This window comes from Halomonas fontilapidosi (genome assembly GCF_014192285.1).
In the GTDB taxonomy this organism is placed as follows: domain Bacteria; phylum Pseudomonadota; class Gammaproteobacteria; order Pseudomonadales; family Halomonadaceae; genus Halomonas; species Halomonas fontilapidosi.
Genome location: NZ_JACHXQ010000002.1, coordinates 191,928 through 210,603, shown reverse-complemented (window position 1 = coordinate 210,603; position 18,676 = coordinate 191,928). Strand labels below are relative to the sequence as shown.

At 63.2% G+C, this 18,676-nt stretch carries 19 protein-coding genes; 10 read left to right on the top strand and 9 right to left on the bottom strand.

Annotation, left to right across the window (positions count from 1 at the left end; translation table 11 throughout):
• The first annotated feature begins 78 nt into the window (after window positions 1–78).
• Window positions 79–516, top strand: a complete 438-nt coding sequence (gene trxC, locus FHR95_RS04595; RefSeq protein ID WP_183313541.1) for a thioredoxin TrxC — start codon at window positions 79–81, stop codon at window positions 514–516.
• On the opposite strand, the gene FHR95_RS04590 is transcribed toward trxC, so the two are convergent.
• On the bottom strand, window positions 431–1,744 hold the full coding sequence (locus tag FHR95_RS04590; protein WP_183313540.1) for a GGDEF domain-containing protein: 1,314 nt from the start codon (window positions 1,742–1,744) through the stop codon (window positions 431–433). The genes trxC and FHR95_RS04590 overlap by 86 nt on opposite strands.
• A 447-nt stretch (window positions 1,745–2,191) precedes the next feature.
• On the opposite strand from FHR95_RS04590, the gene FHR95_RS04585 reads away from it, so the two are divergent.
• Together FHR95_RS04585 and FHR95_RS04580 are read left to right on the top strand one after the other, a co-directional pair.
• Window positions 2,192–3,178 carry an XdhC family protein gene (locus FHR95_RS04585; protein WP_183313539.1) on the top strand — a complete coding sequence of 329 codons (987 nt, stop codon included), beginning with the start codon at window positions 2,192–2,194 and terminating at the stop codon, window positions 3,176–3,178.
• Window positions 3,168–3,770, top strand: a complete 603-nt coding sequence (locus FHR95_RS04580) for a nucleotidyltransferase family protein (RefSeq protein ID WP_183313538.1) — start codon at window positions 3,168–3,170, stop codon at window positions 3,768–3,770. Before FHR95_RS04585 ends, FHR95_RS04580 begins: the two co-directional genes overlap by 11 nt.
• Before the next feature lie 22 nt (window positions 3,771–3,792).
• Here FHR95_RS04580 and FHR95_RS04575 read toward each other — a convergent pair whose 3' ends face one another.
• The 8 genes from FHR95_RS04575 to FHR95_RS04545 all read right to left on the bottom strand — a co-directional run bounded on the left by FHR95_RS04575 (window position 3,793) and on the right by FHR95_RS04545 (window position 9,832).
• Entirely contained in the window at window positions 3,793–4,800 is a 1,008-nt protein-coding gene (locus FHR95_RS04575; protein ID WP_040187369.1) for a nucleoid-associated protein, read from the bottom strand.
• A 241-nt stretch (window positions 4,801–5,041) separates the two neighbouring features.
• Window positions 5,042–5,890, bottom strand: coding sequence for a hypothetical protein (locus tag FHR95_RS17020; protein ID WP_221199213.1), 849 nt, complete (start codon window positions 5,888–5,890; stop codon window positions 5,042–5,044).
• A gap of 194 nt (window positions 5,891–6,084) precedes the next feature.
• On the bottom strand, window positions 6,085–6,774 hold the full coding sequence (locus FHR95_RS17015) for a vWA domain-containing protein (RefSeq protein ID WP_221199212.1): 690 nt from the start codon (window positions 6,772–6,774) through the stop codon (window positions 6,085–6,087).
• Between the two features lie 126 nt (window positions 6,775–6,900).
• Entirely contained in the window at window positions 6,901–7,671 is a 771-nt protein-coding gene (locus tag FHR95_RS04565; protein ID WP_040187366.1) for an ABC transporter permease, read from the bottom strand.
• 2 nt (window positions 7,672–7,673) lie between these two features.
• On the bottom strand, window positions 7,674–8,597 hold the full coding sequence (locus FHR95_RS04560; protein WP_183313737.1) for an ABC transporter ATP-binding protein: 924 nt from the start codon (window positions 8,595–8,597) through the stop codon (window positions 7,674–7,676).
• Between the two features lie 7 nt (window positions 8,598–8,604).
• Complete coding sequence (locus FHR95_RS04555) at window positions 8,605–8,811, bottom strand: DUF6494 family protein (RefSeq protein WP_040187363.1); 207 nt, start codon at window positions 8,809–8,811, stop codon at window positions 8,605–8,607.
• Window positions 8,812–8,940: 129 nt separating this feature from the next.
• Window positions 8,941–9,219 (bottom strand): peptidylprolyl isomerase, encoded by a 279-nt coding sequence (locus FHR95_RS04550; protein WP_040187362.1) that lies wholly within the window; start codon window positions 9,217–9,219, stop codon window positions 8,941–8,943.
• A 205-nt stretch (window positions 9,220–9,424) separates the two neighbouring features.
• Window positions 9,425–9,832 carry a hypothetical protein gene (locus tag FHR95_RS04545; RefSeq protein WP_183313537.1) on the bottom strand — a complete coding sequence of 136 codons (408 nt, stop codon included), beginning with the start codon at window positions 9,830–9,832 and terminating at the stop codon, window positions 9,425–9,427.
• Between the two features lie 382 nt (window positions 9,833–10,214).
• Between FHR95_RS04545 and FHR95_RS04540 the strand changes: the two genes are divergently transcribed.
• From FHR95_RS04540 to FHR95_RS04510, 7 genes are all read left to right on the top strand, one after another.
• Window positions 10,215–11,687 carry a class I SAM-dependent DNA methyltransferase gene (locus FHR95_RS04540; protein ID WP_183313536.1) on the top strand — a complete coding sequence of 491 codons (1,473 nt, stop codon included), beginning with the start codon at window positions 10,215–10,217 and terminating at the stop codon, window positions 11,685–11,687.
• Window positions 11,684–12,928 carry a restriction endonuclease subunit S gene (locus tag FHR95_RS04535; RefSeq protein ID WP_183313535.1) on the top strand — a complete coding sequence of 415 codons (1,245 nt, stop codon included), beginning with the start codon at window positions 11,684–11,686 and terminating at the stop codon, window positions 12,926–12,928. The genes FHR95_RS04540 and FHR95_RS04535 overlap by 4 nt, the downstream gene beginning before the upstream one ends.
• Window positions 12,925–13,932, top strand: a complete 1,008-nt coding sequence (locus FHR95_RS04530) for a virulence RhuM family protein/type II toxin-antitoxin system death-on-curing family toxin (RefSeq protein WP_183313534.1) — start codon at window positions 12,925–12,927, stop codon at window positions 13,930–13,932. The genes FHR95_RS04535 and FHR95_RS04530 overlap by 4 nt, the downstream gene beginning before the upstream one ends.
• Before the next feature lie 117 nt (window positions 13,933–14,049).
• A complete protein-coding gene (gene hsdR / locus FHR95_RS04525) occupies window positions 14,050–16,464 on the top strand; it encodes an EcoAI/FtnUII family type I restriction enzme subunit R (protein ID WP_183313533.1) in 2,415 nt (804 codons plus the stop codon).
• Between the two features lie 44 nt (window positions 16,465–16,508).
• Window positions 16,509–17,651, top strand: a complete 1,143-nt coding sequence (locus tag FHR95_RS17335; protein ID WP_183313532.1) for an HNH endonuclease — start codon at window positions 16,509–16,511, stop codon at window positions 17,649–17,651.
• Entirely contained in the window at window positions 17,648–18,286 is a 639-nt protein-coding gene (locus FHR95_RS04515; RefSeq protein WP_183313531.1) for a hypothetical protein, read from the top strand. The genes FHR95_RS17335 and FHR95_RS04515 overlap by 4 nt, the downstream gene beginning before the upstream one ends.
• 33 nt (window positions 18,287–18,319) lie before the next feature.
• Window positions 18,320–18,673: a hypothetical protein gene (locus FHR95_RS04510; RefSeq protein WP_183313530.1), complete on the top strand. Its 354-nt coding sequence runs from the start codon at window positions 18,320–18,322 to the stop codon at window positions 18,671–18,673.
• The last annotated feature ends 3 nt before the right edge of the window (window positions 18,674–18,676 follow it).

Here is an 18,676-nt window from a genome sequence, read left to right as displayed (position 1 = left end):
GTCTGCGACGCCATGCCGCTTGATGGTGGGGTCGGGGGCCAGCATAGTGCAGAAAATTCCTTCCCGATGGAGAGCGAGATGGCCGAATCCCTGACCCTGGGCTGCCCCCGGTGCGGTGCCCTCAATCGTGTCGTCCGCACACGCCTCGACCATGGGCCGACGTGCGGCAAGTGCAAACAGCCGCTGTTCAGCGGCGAGCCGGTGGCATTGACCTCAGCCAACTTCCCTACCCTGGTCGAGCGCAGTGAGCTGCCGGTAGTGGTGGATTTCTGGGCCAGCTGGTGCGGGCCCTGCAAGATGATGGCGCCGATTTTCGCCGAGCTGGCCCGCGAGCTCGAGCCCCGCATGCGTTTCGCCAAGCTGGATACCGAGGCAGAGCAGGCGTTGGCGGCGCGTTTCGGCATCCGCAGCATTCCCACCCTGATCGTTTTCAGGAACGGTCGGGAAGTGGCCCGCCAGCCGGGACTGCTGCAGGGGCCGCAGCTGAAGCAGTGGCTCGAACCGCACCTGGCGTGAGAGTGGCCGGTACGCCTTCCAGCAGAACCAATTCGGGGCCGTGGGGCGTGGCTACCACACAGTTGCGTCCTCCCTCCTTGCCGGCATAGAGGGCACGATCGGCGCGCAGCAGGCCCGGATCGATGCTGGTCTCGCCATCGTCGACCCGACTGATGCCCACCGTGACCGTCAGGTCCAGTGTCACACCGTTGACCTCCAGAGGACGGAGACTCACGGCCTCACGTAGACGTTCGGCAACCTCCCTGGCAGTGATCAGGTTGGCCAGGGGGAGGGCGATGACGAACTCCTCGCCACCGTAGCGGCCAATGATGTCGCTTTCGCGCAGTGCCGACTGGCAGCGGGCGGCAACAACCGTCAGCGCCAGGTCACCGATGGCATGACCGTGGACGTCATTGATGGCCTTGAAGTAGTCGATATCCACCATACACAGCGATAGCGGCGTGCCGTCACGGTGAGCCCGGCGGCGCTCCTGCTCGGCGAGCTCGAAGAAGCGCCGGCGGTTGGTGATCCCCGTTAGCTCGTCGGTCCTGGCCATATGGCGCAGGCCCTGCTCCAGCTGGGTACGCTTCTCGATCTCATTCTTCAGCAGGCGGTTGTTCGAGCGCTCCTCCAGCAAGCTTCCGAATTGGGCGCGTTGTAGCCGATGAATCCGGGAAACCGTCAGCCAGCACAGCAGATTAACGAAGCCGAGCAGCATCAGGCTGTTTACCATGACTCCGCCAGGCAGTGGTGACCATATGACCATCGCAATAAGGAAGCCGCCGATCAGGTAGGCGTTGCTGATCAGCATCCAGGGTAGCCGGTTGGGAACGAAGAGATAGAGGGCCATGCTGGCGGCCACGGTCGAGGCGAGGTTGGTCAAGGTGCCTTCCGGCCGAAAGGGGATGGTAAGCAGCAGGCCACTGACGGCCAACAGGCAGACCAAGTTGATCGGCAGCGGTGCCTGGGCCAGAGAGGGGCGTCGCCATACCCATAGCGCCAGCAATAGTAAGGTCGTAGCGACAGTGGCACGCATGCCAAGAAGCACCATGAAGGCAGGGCTCGAGCCGAGCAGGCTGAAGTCGGTCAGACTGAAGGCGAGGAAGAGTCCGGCGGCTATCACCAGGGCGTGACGCAGCTGGCAGGCGTCATGGGCCTGCATGGTCCGACGAAACAGGGCCTCCCGGTTGGCGTCCCGAAATTCGCCGCGCCAATTCAGGTCGTTGCTATCCCCTGCGTTGGTTGCCATTGGTTCTTCCTTCAGGGGCGGCGGCATTCCGCCTCCCTTGAGTGGGTGATTGCGTGAATGTTCTGTCGTCTGTGGCGTGTTCGGACGGCTGTGATACGGGGGAAGCATGGCGACAATTTGCCCATCCCGCCAGCTACCTTGCGCAATTGTCACAGCAGGCTTACGAAGTGTGTAAGTGATCGCTTACAGCGCAAGTGTGAGTCACGTATTAGAGGGGGACTCAGCGTTTATTCTGCCTCGGCGCCCAGCTTCTCTCGGCGGGTTAATCACTTGCGAGCGTCGTCGGCGTCGCGTTAGCAGGGGGCATGTACTTCTCGGTCCTCTCGCTTTGCTACAGTGAGTCATTACTGAGCGAGGCAACGAGGAGGAGAGAGGGATGGTCAAGCTGATGAGCAACGGCCAGCGCATCCGGCGCCTGCCGATCGGCAAGCAGCTGGCGAGTTGAGCATGCAGCACCTGGACCTGCAGGTCATCGAGCAGGCGCTGGCATGGGCGAGGGCGGGCGAGCCGGTATGGCTGTGCAGCGTGCTGGCAACCTTCGGCTCCTCGCCGCGGGAGCCGGGCTCGCTGCTCGCCGCCCGGGGTGACGGCTCCCATGTCGGTTCGTTATCCGGCGGCTGCGTGGAGGAGGATTTCCTCGAGCGGCTGCGTGACGGCGCCTTCGAAGCCCCGCTCAGCGAGATCCGCTACGGGGATGGCGACGATGAACAACCGGGCCGGCCCAGGGTGAGCCTGCCCTGTGGCGGTATCCTCGACGTGCTGGTGGAACGACTGCACCCCGACCCTGCCACCCTGGTGCATCTCGAGGTGCTTCACGCCAGCCTGATGGGCCGCCGGCCGCTGGTGCGCCATGTGGTCCGCGACGGTGGCCGGGTCTACCTGAGCGAGGACAGCGGCCTGGGCGCGCGGGTCGAGCAGGACGCCGAAGGTCGCGAATGGCGCCTGCGCATCGGTCCGGCAGCCCGACTGATCATCGCCGGCATCTCGCCGGTGAGTCAGGCCTGCGCCGATATCGCACGCGGTCTCGGCTTCGAGGTCATCGTCTGCGACCCGCGCCAGGAGGCTCGCGCCGGCTTCGCGGTTCCCGGTGTGGAAGTGCAGTCCGTGTTGCCCTCGCAGTTCATCGCCTCGGGTGCCTGCCACGCCGCCACCGCGGTGGTGGCGCTGACCCACGACCCGCGTATCGACGACCTGGCGATGATCGAGGCGGTGCGCACCCCGGCCTTCTACATCGGCGTGATGGGCTCGCAGCGCACCTCTAAGGCCCGGGCCGAGCGGTTGCGACGGTCGGGAGGGCTGGACGAGACGGCGCTCGAGCGCATCCGCATGCCCATCGGCCTGGCCCTGGGCAGCAAGACACCGGCAGAGATCGCCCTGGCGGTGATGGCCGATATCGTCCGCGTGCAGCGTGGTCGCCCCCGCGATGCCCTCTGAGCACGTGGTGGCGCTGGTGATGGCGGCCGGACGCTCGCGGCGCTTCGGCGACACCGACAAGCGTCTTGCCGTGCTGCCTGACGGTCGCTCCCTGCTGGCGAGCAGCTGCGCGCTGGCCAGGCAGGCGTTTGCGGATGTCCGGGTGGTGTTGCGCGAGGCGGATGACCCGGTGGCGCTGGGCCTTGTTGACCCGGCACTGCGCCTCATTCGGGCGCCTCACGGTGAGGCGGGGCTGGGCGCCAGTCTGGCCGACGCCTTCGTGGCGTTGGGGCGCGACCCCAGGCTTTCGAATGCACGGGCGGCGGCGGTACTGCTCGGCGACATGCCCGCTATCACCCCGGCTACCCTCAGGCGGTTGCGTGATGCTGCCGCGCCAGAGTGCATCCTGCGCCCCAGCCAGGACGGTCGGCCGGGGCATCCGGTGCTGTTTGGCCGCGACTTCTGGCCAGCGCTGGAAACGCTCGAGGGCGATACCGGCGGCTCGCCGATCCTGCGCCGCTATCCGGCATGCCTGTGCACCCTGGCGGTCACTGATCCCGGCATCCATCTGGATATCGACACCGACGAGTCGCTTGCGGCCCTCGAGGGATGAGCCCACGCCGGATGAGCCAGTCTCAGCCCTGACGCGTGAGCTGCTCGCGTAGTTGCTTGGGCACCTGCTTGATGATCAGCCGGTCCTGGTCCTCGTCGTACTCCACGCTGGAGCCGAGCAGGTGGGAGTCGAAGCTGATCGATACCCCGCCGGCGCGGCCGGTGAAGCGACGAAACTGGTTGAGGGTCTTCCGGTCCGGCGGAATCTCCGGCGAAAGGCCGTAGTCGGCGTTGCGGATATGGTCGTAGAAGGCCTTCGGCTGTTGCTCATCGAGCACTTCCGAGAGGGCCTCCAGGGTCATCGGCTCGCCGCGTCGAACCTGGTCGCTGGCGTAGTCGATCAGTGCATCGGTCTTCTCGCGGCTGGCCTCCTCCGGCAGGCCCTCCTGCTCCACGTAATCGCTGAAGGCCTTGAGCAGGGTGCGGGTCTCGCCGCTGGCGTCGACGCTCTCCTCGGCGCCGACCAGCGCGGCAAATCCCTCGGCCATCTTCTTGCCGCCGCGGTCGTGAGTCCAGGAGAGGTACGGTTTTGCGTCGCCGGCCTGCCATTGGCTGATGTTGATGCGTGCCGCCAGGCTCATCTGCGTCAGGTTCAGCTGGCGCACCGGCACCACGGCCAGTTGGTCATCGATGCCGAAGCCCTGGCGGTGGTGCAGCAGCGCGAGGCTGAGATAGCGGTTGTCGCCCACCTGGTGGTCAAGCACCAGCAGGTCACCGGAAAGCGAGAGGTGTGCACTGACCAGGTCGGCGATGCGAGCCGCCAGGTCGCGGGAAAAGCGAACGAAGTCGCGGCCCCCGTCGAGATAGTCGCCCAGTTCGCTGGCAAGGGGAGAACTCACCTCGCCCTCGGGCGTGGTCTCGGCGAAATGACCCCAGGCCTTGGGCTTGGCATTGAAGGCATCGTTGACGCCCGCCAGCAGGTCGTCCAGGGCCGAGGAAACGGGCAGTGCCGCCGTGGCGGGCACCAGGCTCATCGACGCCTCGCCGGCGGCGTCTGCGATGCGATGAACGATGGCGTTGAGGATCGGCATGTGGCCTCCCGCGGTGATGGACGAGAGGGCGCATGATACGCGCCGTGGCAAACGACCGGTAGTAGCGCTCCCCGGCGAACAGGGCGGCTCAGGGGCCAGGCCTGAGTCTGACCAAATTCCTACTGGCAATGCTGTCGGAAGTTGATGCCACGACGCTGAATGATAGGAGCACACTTGTCGCAGTCGAAAAGCGGCGAGGCTTTTGCCTTGCCGTCGTCACCTTGCCGCTCCTTGCAGTACGCTATTCCACACTGAAGGGGAGGCGTGCCAGCACCTCACCGCTGTCGCTGGCCTTGTAACGCAGCTCATAGGGCCCGGGTGATGCCGGTGCGAACAGCTGCAGGGGACTGCCCTGGCTGGCGCGTGCCTCGCGTATGGCGTCGGCATCCTCGGGGGCATCGGCGGCCACGATCTGGATGAAATCCTCGTAGCGCCCCGGTCCCTGCCAGTTCACCGTGACGACGCCGCCGGCCTCGGGGGTTCCCTCGAGGGCCAGGCTGACCTCGCCGGCCCCCACGCTGACCGGCAGGCTGGCGAGTGTCCTTCCCGATTGCTGGATCACGTAGCGGACCTCGTAGTCGCCGGGCTCTTGCGGGGCCTCGAGGGTGATCGGTGAGCCTCTACTGGTCCGCACGTAGTCGGTGTAGCTGCCCTCGGGCGCCCCGGCCTCGACGATGGTGATGTAATCCTTGGGGTTATCGGGCCCCGTCCACTCCACCTGGAATTCGCCGCTTGGCACGATGGGTGCGTTGACCATCAATTGCGCCGTGGCGGGTGTCAGGCGGATGGGCTGAGTGGCCAGCGTGCGTCCGGACTGCTGGAGCACGTAGCGGATCTCGAAGTTGCCCAGCGCATCCGGGGCGGTGAGGGTCAGCGGCGAGCCCCGGCTGGTGCGGGTGTAGTCGGTGTAGCTGCCCTCAGGGGCACCGGCCTCGACGATGGTGATGTAATCCTTGGGGTTGTCGGGGCCCTCCCACTCCACCTCAATCACCGAACCCGCGACGGCCTCCTCGGGGGCGGTGACGCTGGCGGACACCGGGAGGAGCGTGATGGGCTGAGAGGCCAGGGTGCGCCCGGACTGCTGGAGCACATAGCGAATCTCGTGGTTACCCAGCGCATCCGGCGCGGTGAGGGTCAGCGGCGAGCCCCGGCTGGTGCGGGTGTAGTCGGTGTAGCTGCCCTCGGGCGCGCCGGCTTCGACGATGGTGACGTAGTCCTTGTCATCGTCGGGTCCCGTCCACTAGACCTCGATCACCGAGCCCGCCGGCGCCTCAGCGGGAGCGGTCAGCTCGGCGCCGGCGGCTCGGGTTCTGGTTCGGGCTCAGGTTCCGCAACGGAGGCGGCGGCGACCTGCTCGACCTGGTTCAGCGCGCTAGCCAGCTCGGCGCCGGAGTGAGTCTGGAAGAGTTCTCCGCCCGTCTGCTCCGTCACGCAGGAGAGCTGCTGGATCTCGCTGTCGGTCAGTCCGAAGCCGACCACATGGGCCCGAATCGCCAGCCCCTGCTCGGCCAGACGTGCCGCCGCGGCGCAGGGGTCGCCGTCGCAGGTCTCGAGTCCGTCGGTCACCAGGATGATGTCCGCGGCTTCGGCGGTACGCGGGATCTGCTCGGCGGCCAGACGCAAGCTCTCGGCGATGGGTGTCATGCCTTGGGGGTTCAGGGCCCGTATCCGGCTCGCGAGGGTCGCCGCGTCCTGGCGCTCCATGGCGGCGATGACCTCGATATCGCCGCAGTCGCCCCGACGGTTGTGGCCATAGGCCAGCACGCTCAGGGGGACCTCGGGGTCGCGACCCTGCAGGTACTCATCGATCACCTCGCGGGCCACTTCGATCCGCGTGACATCGCCTTCGACGCGGTTCCACATCGAGCCCGAGGCATCGAGCACCATGACACCAACGCGCTCGGCCATGGCAGGGGTTGCGCCCAGCAGCAGCGCGGCGGGCAACAGGGTTAAGGGCCGGCTCGAGCGGGCCATACAGCACCTCCAGATTGCGTTGCGACAACGCACAGCATAGCCAACAGCAGCCCGAGGGTGCCCCCTTCATTTCGACGGGGGCCGACAAGCCCGTTGCTCATCAGCCCCCTGCTGCGCCACCTGGCGCTACGGCTTCAGCCGGTAGCCGCTGCGGAAGATCCAGCCGACCACCGCGAGCGCCGCGGCCAGGAACAGCAGGATCACGCCCAGGCTGATCAGCGGGCTGACGTCGCTGATGCCGTAGAAGCTCCAGCGGAAGCCACTGATCAGGTAGACCACCGGATTGGCCAGGGTCACCGCCTGCCAAAAGGGCGGTAGCATGTCGATCGAGTAGAAGGTGCCGCCCAGGAAGGTCAGCGGGGTGATCACCAGCAGTGGCACCAGCTGCAGCTTTTCGAAGCCGTCGGCCCAGATGCCGATGATGAAGCCTAGCAGGCTGAAGGTCACCGCGGTGAGCACCAGGAACACCGCCATCATCAACGGGTGGTCGATGGAGTAGGGCACGAAGAGGCGCGCCGTGACCAGCACGATGGCGCCAAGGATCAGCGACTTGGTCGCCGCCGCGCCCACATAGCCCAGTACCACCTCGACATAGGACATCGGCGCCGAGAGGATCTCGTAGATCGAGCCCGAGAAGCGCGGAAAGAAGATGCCGAAGGAGGCGTTGGAGACGCTCTGGGTCAGCAGCATCAGCATAATCAGGCCCGGCACGATGAAGGCCCCGTAGCTCACCCCGTTCACTTCGCTTATGCGGGTGCCGATGGCCGCCCCGAACACCACGAAGTAGAGCGACGTGGAGATCACCGGCGAGACGATGCTCTGCAGCACGGTGCGCAGGCTGCGGGCCATCTCGGCCAGGTACAGGGTCTTGACGGATTGCAGGTTGAAACGCTTCATGCTTACTGACGCTCCTGGACCAGGCTGACGAAGATATCCTCCAGTGAACTCTGGCGGGTATGCAGGTCCTTGACCCTCAGCCCCACCGCCTCGAGATCGGCCAGCAGACCCGAAATCGTCGAGCCCCCTTCCTGGCGCGCCGCGTCGTAGCTGTAGACCAGCGCATGGCCCTCGTCGGCGAGCGTCAGGCCATGGCCAGCCAATGATTCCGGCACGGCCTCCAGTGGTTCCTGCAGATGCAACGTCAGCTCCTTGCTGCCGAGCTTGCGCATCAGCTTGTGGGTGTTCTCCACCAGCACGATCTCCCCGCGGCGAATCACGCCGATGCGGTCGGCCATCTCCTCGGCCTCCTCGATGTAGTGGGTGGTGAGGATGATGGTCACCCCCTGATCGCGCAGCCCGCGTACCACCTCCCACATCTCGCGGCGCAATTCGACGTCCACGCCGGCGGTGGGCTCATCAAGGAACAGCACCTGGGGCTCATGGGAGAGCGCCTTGGCGATCAGCACCCGGCGCTTCATGCCACCGGAGAGCTCCAGCAGGCGGCTGTTACGCTTGTCCCACAGCGTCAGCGAGCGCAGCACCTTCTCGATGTGCGCCGGGTCCTTCGGCTGGCCGAACAGTCCGCGGCTGAAGCTCACCGTGTCCCACACCGTGGTGAAGGCCTCGTTGGTCAGCTCCTGGGGGACCAGACCGATCAAGGAACGGGCGGCGCGGTAGTCACGGACGATGTCGTGGCCATCCACCAGTACCCGGCCGCGGCTCGCGTTGACCAGCCCGCAGATCACGCTGATCAGGGTCGTCTTGCCGGCGCCGTTGGGGCCGAGCAGGGCGAAGATCTCGCCTCGCTGAATGGTCAGGTCGACATCCACCAGCGCCTTGAAGCCATCGCCGAAGGTCTTCGAGAGTTCCTCGACCTGTATCATCGGTGCATCACTCAAGGGTGATGTCTCCGTCGAAGTTAAGCGCCAGGCTCAGACCATCCACTTCCACGGTCACCCGTGCCGGCAGTCGCTCGTTACCCTTGAGGTGCCCATCGGCCAGCGCCTGCTCCACCGCCTTCTCGATCTCCTGCTGGGTGGTGACGCCGACGTTCTTCAGCAGCTTGCGAATGCTGTGTTGAAAGGCCTCGTCGTTCATGTACTGCTCCTTTTCTGGTGATGGCTGATGGCTCCATCCTAGCGCGACTGGCCGGATGATACAGGGGTTGTACAAGAAAAAGCCGTGCATGGCAGCCATGCACGGCGTTGATCAGGGCGCGACGCGCGTTCAGCTACGCTCGGTGACCTCCAGCAGATGGTAGCCGAACTGGGTCTTGACCGGGCCCTGCACCTTGCCGACGTCGCCCTCGAACACCGCCTTGTCGAATTCCGGCACCATCTGGCCCGGGCCGAAGGTGCCAAGCTCGCCGCCCTGCTTGCCGGACGGGCAGGAGGAGTGCTCGCGGGCAACCTCGGCGAAGTCGCGACCGCCCTCGATCTCGGCCTTGAGTTCGTTACACTTCGCTTCGCTGTCCACCAGGATATGACGTGCGCTTGCCTGAGCCATGTTGCTCTCCTCGATGTTCGGCACAAGGGCCGGTTGATGTACTCGCGAGCATAGCATGCCATCCGTCGGTTTTTCGCGGGGCGAACGCGGGTTCGCGACTCCCCAGCGGCGCTCACTGTTGGCACCCGGAGCCGTTCGAGAGCACGCGCTGCCTGCACAAACATAAAGCCCGGCGCGGTGGCCGGGGCTGTGATGAGCGGGGAGATCACTCGCTGGGTTTATTGGAACGGCTGGAATTGTAATCCTGTGACGGTGCTGTACGAAGGCGTGCTTTATCGGCTTGGACCCCGATCGGGTTGTTGTTCGTCCGAAGACCGGCGGGGTTGTTATCGACGCCGATGACAGTGCCCGCATCCCCTTTGCCTCCGCCAATCCCGCCACCGCCGGAAGCGTTTATACCGCCATGTCCATCACAGATGGTTGAAGTCGGGTGGAAGGTTAAAAATATGGTGCCGTCCATGCACTCTATTCTGTACTCCGTCCTAGGTTCGTCCATCAGTCCCTGTTCCATGGCTGCCTGGGGTGAGAGGGCGTGGCTGGACAGGGACACACCCAGCAGGAGCATGGAAGACAGAACTGCCGTTGCGTGGGCTTTGAAGTTGAATGTTTTCATTGTGGTGGTTCCGTTCTGTGGTTGGTTCTCCCCTATGTCGTCGCTCGTCAGATTTCGGTTCACATGTTTTCGCAAGAATCGGTTTTTTCTGAGCCTGGGTGCTGGAGAGGCAAATCAGGCTGCCTGCTCTATCCGGTCCTGCCCTGCGTGGCCCTATTCATAGCGGATCTTCGTGGGAGCGCTGCTCGCAGCGCGAAGCCCCGACTCGACACTCACCCCGGGCACTCGGCAGGTCTTCGTGGGAGCGCTGCTGTAGCGCGATACTGTCTCGTAGGAGCACTGCTTGCAGCGCGATATTCTCCTTCACCAGCAGTTGGCGCCTCCCGACGCCGCGGCGTAGCATTGCCCCCACGATTCTCATCGCAAGGACCCGCGAACCCCCATGTTCGAGCAGACCTTCAAGAACATCGACGATGTGCTGTGGAAAGAGGCCGGTTGCGCCACCGAGCTGGACTACACCGAGCAGACCTCTTGGCTGCTGTTCCTCAAGTATTTGGACGACCTGGAGCAGAGCCGCGCCATCAACGCCACCCTGGCTGGCAAGTCCTTCGACTTCATCATCGACACGCCCTACCAGTGGTCCACCTGGGCCGCCCCCCGCGACCGCGACGGCAACCTGGATCGCGACCGCGCCCTGACCGGCGACGACCTGCTGGATTTCGTCAATCGCGAGCTCTTCCCCTACCTGCAGGGCTTCCGCGAACGCGCCAGCGGGCCGGATACCATCGAGTACAAGATTGGCGAGATCTTCGGCGAGGTGCGCAACAAGTTCCAGAGCGGCTACAGCCTGCGCGATGCCCTGGAGCTGGTCGACAACCTGCAGTTCCGCTCCCAGGCCGAGAAGCACGAGCTCTCGCACCTGTATGAAGCCAAGATCAAGAACATGGGCAACGCCGGGCGCAACGGCGGCGAGTACTACACCCCGCGCCCGCTGATCCGCGCCATGATCCGGGTGATCGGCCCCAGGATCGGCGAGCGCCTCTATGACGGCGCGGCGGGGTCGGCGGGCTTCCTCTGCGAGGCTCACGACTACCTGCGCTATGGCATCAATAGCGACGAGCCGCGGCGTCTCACTACCGAGCAGCTCGACACCCTGCAGAACCACACCTTCTTCGGCAAGGAGAAGAAGAGCCTGCCGTACGTCATCGGCATCATGAACATGATCCTCCATGGCATCGAGGCGCCCAACCTGGTGCACACCAACACCCTGACCGAGAACCTCGCCGACCTGCAGGAGAAAGACCGCTTCGACGTGATCCTCGCCAACCCGCCCTTCGGCGGCAAGGAGCGCAAGGAGGTCCAGCAGAACTTCCCGATCAAGACCGGCGAGACCGCCTTCCTCTTCCTGCAGCACTTCATCAAGCGCCTGAAGGCCGGCGGCCGCGCCGCGGTGGTGATCAAGAACACCTTCCTCTCGAACGCCGACAACGCCTCCAAGGCGCTGCGCCAGGAACTGCTGGAGAGCTGCAACCTGCACACTGTGCTCGACTGCCCCGGGGGCACCTTCCTCGGCGCCGGCGTGAAGACGGTGGTGCTGTTCTTCGAGAAGGGCGCCCCCACCCGCGATATCTGGTACTACCAGCTCGACCCCGGCCGCAGCCTGGGCAAGACCAACCCGCTCAATGACGACGACCTGGCCGAGTTCGTCACGCTTCAGGCCAGCTTTGCCGACTCCGACAATTCCTGGAAGGTCAGCGTCGACGACCTGGACCGCGACACCTTCGATCTCTCGGTGAAGAACCCCAACAAAGTCGAGGAAGCCCCGCTACGCGACCCCGAGGTGATCATCAACGAGATTGAGACGCTGGACCGCGAGGCCGAGGAGATCCTGGAAGGGATTCGGGGGATATTATGAGGGCTGATTGGCAAACCGGGCAGTTGGGAGATTTCTTTGAAATAGTAACTGGTGGAACGCCTCCCAAAGCTAAGAAAGAGATGTATGGAAGCTATATGCCTCTCGTAAAGCCCCCTGAGTTGACGGGAGCCGGAGTCCAGTCGGGTGAAGATTTTCTTAGCGAGGAGGGGGCTGCTGCGTCTCGAATTCTACCTGTAGGTTCTGTGCTTGTTTCATGTATTGGAAATTTGGGGAAAATTGGGATCTCCAAAGTTGAACTCGCGACTAATCAGCAAATAAATTCGATCAAGCCGAATGCCGGCAAAGCATTTCCCGAGTTCGTTTTTTATCTTGTGCAAGCCCCTCATTTTAGTGACCAACTACACAGGCTGGCATCTGGGACTACTGTTTCAATTGTGAATAAGTCAAAATTTAAAAGCATCCTTGTCGATTTGCCCTCCCTCCCCGAACAGAAAAACATCGTCGCCACCCTTGATGAGGCCTTTGAGGGAATCGATACGGTCGTCGCCAATACCGAAAAGAACCTCGCCAACGCCCGCGAGATGTTCGAGAGTTATCTGAGTTCGGTGTTCAGTCAGCGGGGTGATGTATGGGTTGAAAGGAGGCTGGAAGAGATAGCATCTTCAACACAAATTGGACTTGTCAGAAACCGAAAGGAGCAAGGCGATAGTTTAGAGTATAGTTACGTTAAAATGGACAACATAACGCCTAACAATTATTTTGACAGTAAGAATATAGTTCGCGTTGAAGCCAAGCAGTCAGAGGTTGAAAAATATAGCCTTAAAAAAGGTGATCTGTTGTTTAGTACTCGAAATAGTTATGAGCTCGTCGGGAAAAGCTGTCTGTATGATATCGAAAAGAAAGAGCCAGTGTTGTTTAATAATAATATTATGAGGATTAGGTTTGTGGAGGAGATTTCTCCCAATTTCGCTGCCTATCTTTTTCATTCGCCAAAAGTAAAGAAGCAGCTGGAAAACATGAAGAGCGGCACAACAAATGTGTCGGCTATATACTATAAGTCACTTAAAAATATTCGCTTGGCATTTCCAAGTCTTGATACCCAGAAGACAATATGCGGGCGGCTGGATGAAATGAGTGCAAGGACCCAGGAGCTTGAGGCCATCTACCAGCACAAACTCACCGCTCTTGCCGAACTCAAGCAGTCCCTGCTGCAAAAGGCCTTCTCCAGCGAGCTGACGGCCAGGGAGGCCGAGGCGGCGGTAGAGGAGGCGACGGCATGAGGTCCGAGAGCCAGGCCCCCATCGTCATCTACCAGGAGGCCGGCCAGGCGGTCGAGGTGCGGCTGGATGCTGAACACGAGACCGTCTGGCTGAGCCTGCAGCAGCTCTCCGAGGTCTTCGGTCGCGATAAGTCCGTGATTTCTCGTCACTTGCGTAATATCTACAAGGAAGGCGAGCTGGAGCGCCGGGCAACAGTTGCAAAAAATGCAACAGTTCAAGAAGAAGGTGCCAGGCAGGTTCGCCGCCAAATCGAGCTTTACAACCTCGATGCCATTATCTCGGTGGGCTATCGTGTCAACTCCCGGCGCGCCGTGCAGTTCCGCCAGTGGGCCACTCGGGTGTTGCGCGAGCATCTGACGCAGGGCTGGACGCTGAACCGCCAGCGCTTCGAGGAGAACGCCCGCGAGTTGGAAGCCGCCATGGCCCTGGTGCGCAAGACCGCCGGCAGCCCGGCGCTGGATGCGTCGAGCGGCCGCGGCCTGGTGGATATCGTCACCCGCTACGCCCAGACCTTCCTGCTGCTGCAGCGCTACGACGAGGGCCTGCTCACAGAACCCCGCGCCGAGGCCGGCGGCCGGTTGCCGACGCTGGAGGAGGCCCGAGCCGCGCTGGCCTCGCTCAAGGCCGAGCTGATCGCCAAGGGCGAAGCCACCGAGCTGTTCGCCCGCGAGCGGGGCGACGGCCTCGATGCGCTGCTCGGCAACCTCGACCAGACGGTATTCGGCGAGCCGGCCTATCCCTCGGTTGAGGCCAAGGCCGCGCACCTGCTCTACTTCGTGGTCAAGAACCACCCCTTCGCCGATGGCAACAAGCGCAGCGCCGCATACCTTTTCGTCGACTTCCTACATCGCAACGACCGCCTGCTCGATGCCCACGGCGAGGTGGTGGTCAATGACGTGGGCCTCGCCGCCCTGACGCTGCTGATCGCCGAGTCCGATCCCGCCAACAAGGAGACCATGGTCCGGCTGATCATGAACATGCTGGCCAGCCCGGCAGACGCCTGACGGACCACCGCTCCCGAAAAGGCTGAAACTGGCTTTGACCGGTAGAAACCCATATGTTGTGAAGTGTTACCGAGCCGCCAGGCCCCTGATCGCGCACCGACCGGACAAGGATGACCGATGAACGAGGCCGATACCCGCGCCGAGCTGATCGACCCCGCCCTGAAGGAGGCCGGCTGGGGCCTGGTGGAGAGCAGCCGGGTTCGGCGCGAGGTCATCACCCTGGGGCGGCTGCAGGGCGCGGGGCAGCGCACCCGCGGCGACATCGCCGACTACGTGCTCTTCTACCAGGGCCAGAAGCTGGCGGTGATCGAGGCCAAGAAGCGCGACCTTCCCGTCACCGAGGGCCTGGCCCAGGCCAAGCGCTACGCCGAACGGCTGCAGGCCCGCTTCGCCTATGCCACCAACGGGGTGGGCCTCTACCGGGTCGACATGCACACCGGTGAGGAAGGCCCGGTCGCCGGCTACCCCTCGCCCCAGGCGCTGTGGGCCGAGAGCTTCCCCGAGCCCAACGCCTGGCGCGAGAGCTTCGGCGAGGTCCCCTTCCACGACAACGGCGGCCAGTGGCAGGCGCGCTACTACCAGCACAACGCCATCAACCAGGCGCTGGAGGCGATCGCCGCCGGCCGCCAGCGCGTGCTGCTGACGCTGGCCACCGGCACCGGCAAGACCGCCATCGCCTTCCAGCTCGCCTGGAAACTGTTCCACAGCCGCTGGAACCTGGCGGCCTGGCAGGGTGATGATGACACTCGCGTCCGACCGCGCATCCTCTTCCTGGCCGACCGCAACATCCTCGCCGACCAGGCCTACAACAGCTTCTCCGCCTTCCCCGAGGATGCCCTGGTGCGCATTGCCCCCGATGCGATCCGCAAGCAGGGCAGGGTGCCCAAGAACGGCAACCTCTTCTTCACCATCTTCCAGACCTTCATGAGCGGCCGCGATGCGGAGGGCAATCCGGCGCCCAGCTTCGGCGACTACCCGCCGGACTTCTTCGACCTGATCATCATCGACGAATGCCACCGCGGCGGCGCCAACGACGAGAGCAGCTGGCGCGCCATCCTCGAGTACTTCTCGCCGGCGGTGCAGCTCGGCCTGACCGCCACCCCCAAGCGCACCACCAATACCGACACCTACGCCTACTTCGGCGAGCCGGCCTACGTCTACTCGCTGAAGGAGGGCATCAACGACGGCTTCCTGACGCCGTTCAAGGTGCGCCAGATCGCCACCACCCTGGACGACTACGTCTACACCCCGGATGACGAGGTGGTGCAGGGCGAGGTGGAGCAGGGCAGGCGCTATACCGAGGCCGACTTCAACCGCCTGATCAGGATCAAGGCGCGCGAGCAGTATCGGGTGCAGGTGTTCATGGAGATGATCGACCCGCGCGAGAAGACGCTGGTGTTCTGCGCCAACCAGGAACACGCCCTGGCGGTGCGCGACCTGATCAACCAGGCCAAGACGCACCCCGACCCCAACTACTGCGTGCGCGTGACGGCCGATGACGGGGCAGAGGGCGAGCGCTTCCTGCGCCGCTTCCAGGACAACGAGAAGACGATTCCCACCATCCTGACCACCTCGCAGAAGCTCTCCACCGGCGTGGACGCACGCAACATCCGCAACATCGTGCTGATGCGCCCGGTGAACTCGATGATCGAGTTCAAGCAGATCATCGGTCGCGGCACGCGCCTGTTCGACGGCAAGGACCACTTCACCATCCTCGACTTCGTGCGCGCCTACGAGCACTTCAATGACCCGGAGTGGGATGGCGAGCCCATGGCGCCCGAGCCCTGTGGCCGCTGCGGCGAGACTCCCTGCGTCTGCGTGGTCTCGCCGCCGGCCCTCTGCGAGGCATGTGGCAACCGCCCCTGCACCTGTGAGAAGGAACCGCCGGAGCCCTGCCCGGTGTGTGGCGAGTCGCCCTGCCAGTGCGGCGGCGAGGGCGGCAGGCCGGTGGTGGAGATCGAGCTGGCGCCGGGCAAGGTCCGGCAACTGCAGCACATGAGTGCGACCAGCTTCTGGAGCCCGGATGGCACGCCGATCAGCGCCGCCGACTTCATCCGCCGGCTCTACGGCGACCTGCCGGCGCTGTTCCAGGACGAGGCAACCCTGCGCGCGCTATGGAGCCGGCCGGATACCCGCCAAGGGCTGCTGGAACGCCTGGCCGAGAAGGGCTACGGCGGCGAGCAGCTGCGTGATATCGCACGCCTGGTGGATGCCGAGAACAGCGATCTCTTCGACGTGCTGGCCTACATCGCCTTCGCGCTACCGCCGATCAGTCGCGAGGAGCGGGTCGCCAGCCACCGCCGCCAGCTTTTCGCGGAGTACGACTACCGCCAGCGAGAGTTCCTGAGCTTTATCCTGGACCACTACGTCCAGAACGGTGTCGGCGAACTCGCCCAGCACAAGCTACCGGACCTGATCCAGCTGAAGTACCAGACACCCACCGACGCCATCGCCGAGCTCGGCAGCGTCGAGAATATCCGTGACGTCTTCATCGGGTTCCAGGCGAGGCTGTATGAATCCCATAAGGCATGAAGCAAGACAACAAGAACGAGCCAGGTAACCAGGGAGGTTGAACCGTGCAGGGAATACAGGTCGATCCGTACCGATTCGAGTTTCTTTTCGGGCTTTTCTCCGACTTCGTGGAGCAAAAGTCGGGCCAGAAGTTTACAGGGTTTCAGGATAACGCGTATCTCAAGAGGGAGGAGGGCTACAAGCAGGAACTCCATTTCGAAGGGAGAGGGAAGCTGGATGTTGAGTCATGGAAAGAATCGGATATCGGCAGTGGAAAGATCGTTGGCAACGTCATTTCGGCCATAGAGCTTTCAGGCAACAATACCGTGCCCTGGCAGGCACGCTTTGGAGATGAACAACGCCCCCACCACGGACTCCATCTTGCTCTGGATGATAAGGCGCTGCTGGAGGGGGTGGAGCGCACACTCTACAACCTCTACAGGCAGGATAGGGATGGCGCATGCTTTGATGAGCTGGTGAGACTTCTTGGCAGGAAATACTCGCTTCTCGCCTACCTCATGTTCCTCAAGGACTCGAGCCGTTACCTTCCCATCGCGACAACAAGCTTTGACAGAGCGTTCGAACTGCTGGGCGTGGATATCAAGACCACTGCCAAATGCTCATGGGAAAACTACATCGGGTTTCTCGATGCGATCAACCAGGTTCGGCTGTTGCTGGAAGGGCGGCTGAGCAACTCGGTCAGGTTGCTAGATGCCCACTCCTTCGTCTGGATGCTGGTGGCACAGCTGAGCCAGGAAGTTGACCTTGAACGGAGCGTGAGCGACTTCGGCCGTCGCGAGAAGACAGAAAGGGAGTCAATCGTCAGGTCCCGCATTGGCCAGGGTGTCTTCCGAAAGAGCCTGCTGGCGGATTGGGGTAATGCGTGTGCCGTCACAAGCTGTGCAAATACCAGCCTACTGGTGGCGTCTCATATCAAGCCGTGGGCGAGATGTGACAACGATGAACGCCTGGATCCCAGCAACGGCCTGCTGTTGTCACCTACCCTGGATGCCTGTTTCGATGCCGGTTACATCACCTTCGCGGATGACCGATCCATCATCATCTCCGATGCGCTCAGCCCCGAAGATGCTGCCAGCCTGGGTGTCGATGCTGGCTTGAAGCTGTCGAGAATCACCCCCGAGCATTGCCAATATCTTCAGCACCATCGTGAGCATGTCTTTAAGGCCGCGGGCAAAGAGGGTGAGTGAAGCCGATGCCACTACAAAACCGAGTCGATCCGTTTGGTCAGATCTTGTCATCTCCGGCACGCGGCACCCTGATGGGAAACCGCGGCACCCTTCATGATGCCGAGAAGAATGTGGTCAAGACCCACTCCGTGCAGCGCTGGATCATCTGTGTGCTGGAGTTCAAGGGCCAGAGCAGGGAGCTGATGAGTCCTGGTAAATACACGGAGCTCTTCTTTCTCGACGAGGCAACGGCGCTTGCAGCGGGCCATCGACCCTGTCAGGAGTGCCAGCGAGAGCGGGCCCTCGAGTTCAAGCGCCATTGGGCCCTGGCCAACCGACCTGATGACCCGGATGCTGTGCGCATGCCCGAGATGGATAGGCAGCTGCACCACGAGCGGATAGCTCGACGGCGAAAGGTGACCTGGCAGAGTCCGGTTGCAGCACTGCCGGATGGTGCCATCTTTGAGCATGATGGTCAGGCGTATCTCGTCTGGGATGGCAATCACTGGAGCTGGACCTTCGAGGGCTACCAGCAGGCAGAGCCTTGCGGTTCAAGGACTGTGGTAGATGTGCTGACGCCGAAGTCCACCGTGAGGGCGTTGCAGGCTGGCTTCAGGCCGGGCGTTCATCGTTCCATCACCCCTCCTTCAACCTGAACTTCAGAGCCGCCATCGATAGAGGAGTGCTCCATGCTCAACCGCTCCGCCCTGCTGCTGCGCTACAAGGCTCCGGCCGTGCAGTGGATCAACGACGCCGATCCCTCGCCGGGTGGCAGCAGCGTTACCCTGGCAGAGGTCAACAGCGATCTGACCGTCTATCTGGTCAGCGACGAGGTGGCGGATTCGCCGGAGGAGGTCAGGCGGTGGATCAAGGCCAACTGGCGCGGCCTGTTCGAGTCGGAACTGGAGGGCTGGTACACCGACCCCACGCTGTGGCCGAAGCGCACCCTGAAGCGCTTCGACGAGTGGTTCGATGTCGAGTGCCACAGCATGCTAGTGGATACGCTGGGCACGCCCATCGAGGACGACGAGGCGGAGGACTGACAC

Excerpts from the sequence above, each read along its gene's own strand:
- trxC (WP_183313541.1), top strand. The coding sequence starts at position 79 with ATGGCCGAATCCCTGACCCTGGGCTGCCCCCGGTGCGGTGCCCTCAAT.
- FHR95_RS04590 (WP_183313540.1), bottom strand. The coding sequence starts at position 1,744 with ATGGCAACCAACGCAGGGGATAGCAACGACCTGAATTGGCGCGGCGAA.
- FHR95_RS04585 (WP_183313539.1), top strand. The coding sequence starts at position 2,192 with ATGCAGCACCTGGACCTGCAGGTCATCGAGCAGGCGCTGGCATGGGCG.
- FHR95_RS04580 (WP_183313538.1), top strand. The coding sequence starts at position 3,168 with ATGCCCTCTGAGCACGTGGTGGCGCTGGTGATGGCGGCCGGACGCTCG.
- FHR95_RS04575 (WP_040187369.1), bottom strand. The coding sequence starts at position 4,800 with ATGCCGATCCTCAACGCCATCGTTCATCGCATCGCAGACGCCGCCGGC.
- FHR95_RS17015 (WP_221199212.1), bottom strand. The coding sequence starts at position 6,774 with ATGGCCCGCTCGAGCCGGCCCTTAACCCTGTTGCCCGCCGCGCTGCTG.
- FHR95_RS04565 (WP_040187366.1), bottom strand. The coding sequence starts at position 7,671 with ATGAAGCGTTTCAACCTGCAATCCGTCAAGACCCTGTACCTGGCCGAG.
- FHR95_RS04560 (WP_183313737.1), bottom strand. The coding sequence starts at position 8,597 with ATGATACAGGTCGAGGAACTCTCGAAGACCTTCGGCGATGGCTTCAAG.
- FHR95_RS04555 (WP_040187363.1), bottom strand. The coding sequence starts at position 8,811 with ATGAACGACGAGGCCTTTCAACACAGCATTCGCAAGCTGCTGAAGAAC.
- FHR95_RS04550 (WP_040187362.1), bottom strand. The coding sequence starts at position 9,219 with ATGGCTCAGGCAAGCGCACGTCATATCCTGGTGGACAGCGAAGCGAAG.
- FHR95_RS04545 (WP_183313537.1), bottom strand. The coding sequence starts at position 9,832 with ATGAAAACATTCAACTTCAAAGCCCACGCAACGGCAGTTCTGTCTTCC.
- FHR95_RS04540 (WP_183313536.1), top strand. The coding sequence starts at position 10,215 with ATGTTCGAGCAGACCTTCAAGAACATCGACGATGTGCTGTGGAAAGAG.
- FHR95_RS04535 (WP_183313535.1), top strand. The coding sequence starts at position 11,684 with ATGAGGGCTGATTGGCAAACCGGGCAGTTGGGAGATTTCTTTGAAATA.
- FHR95_RS04530 (WP_183313534.1), top strand. The coding sequence starts at position 12,925 with ATGAGGTCCGAGAGCCAGGCCCCCATCGTCATCTACCAGGAGGCCGGC.
- hsdR (WP_183313533.1), top strand. The coding sequence starts at position 14,050 with ATGAACGAGGCCGATACCCGCGCCGAGCTGATCGACCCCGCCCTGAAG.
- FHR95_RS04510 (WP_183313530.1), top strand. The coding sequence starts at position 18,320 with ATGCTCAACCGCTCCGCCCTGCTGCTGCGCTACAAGGCTCCGGCCGTG.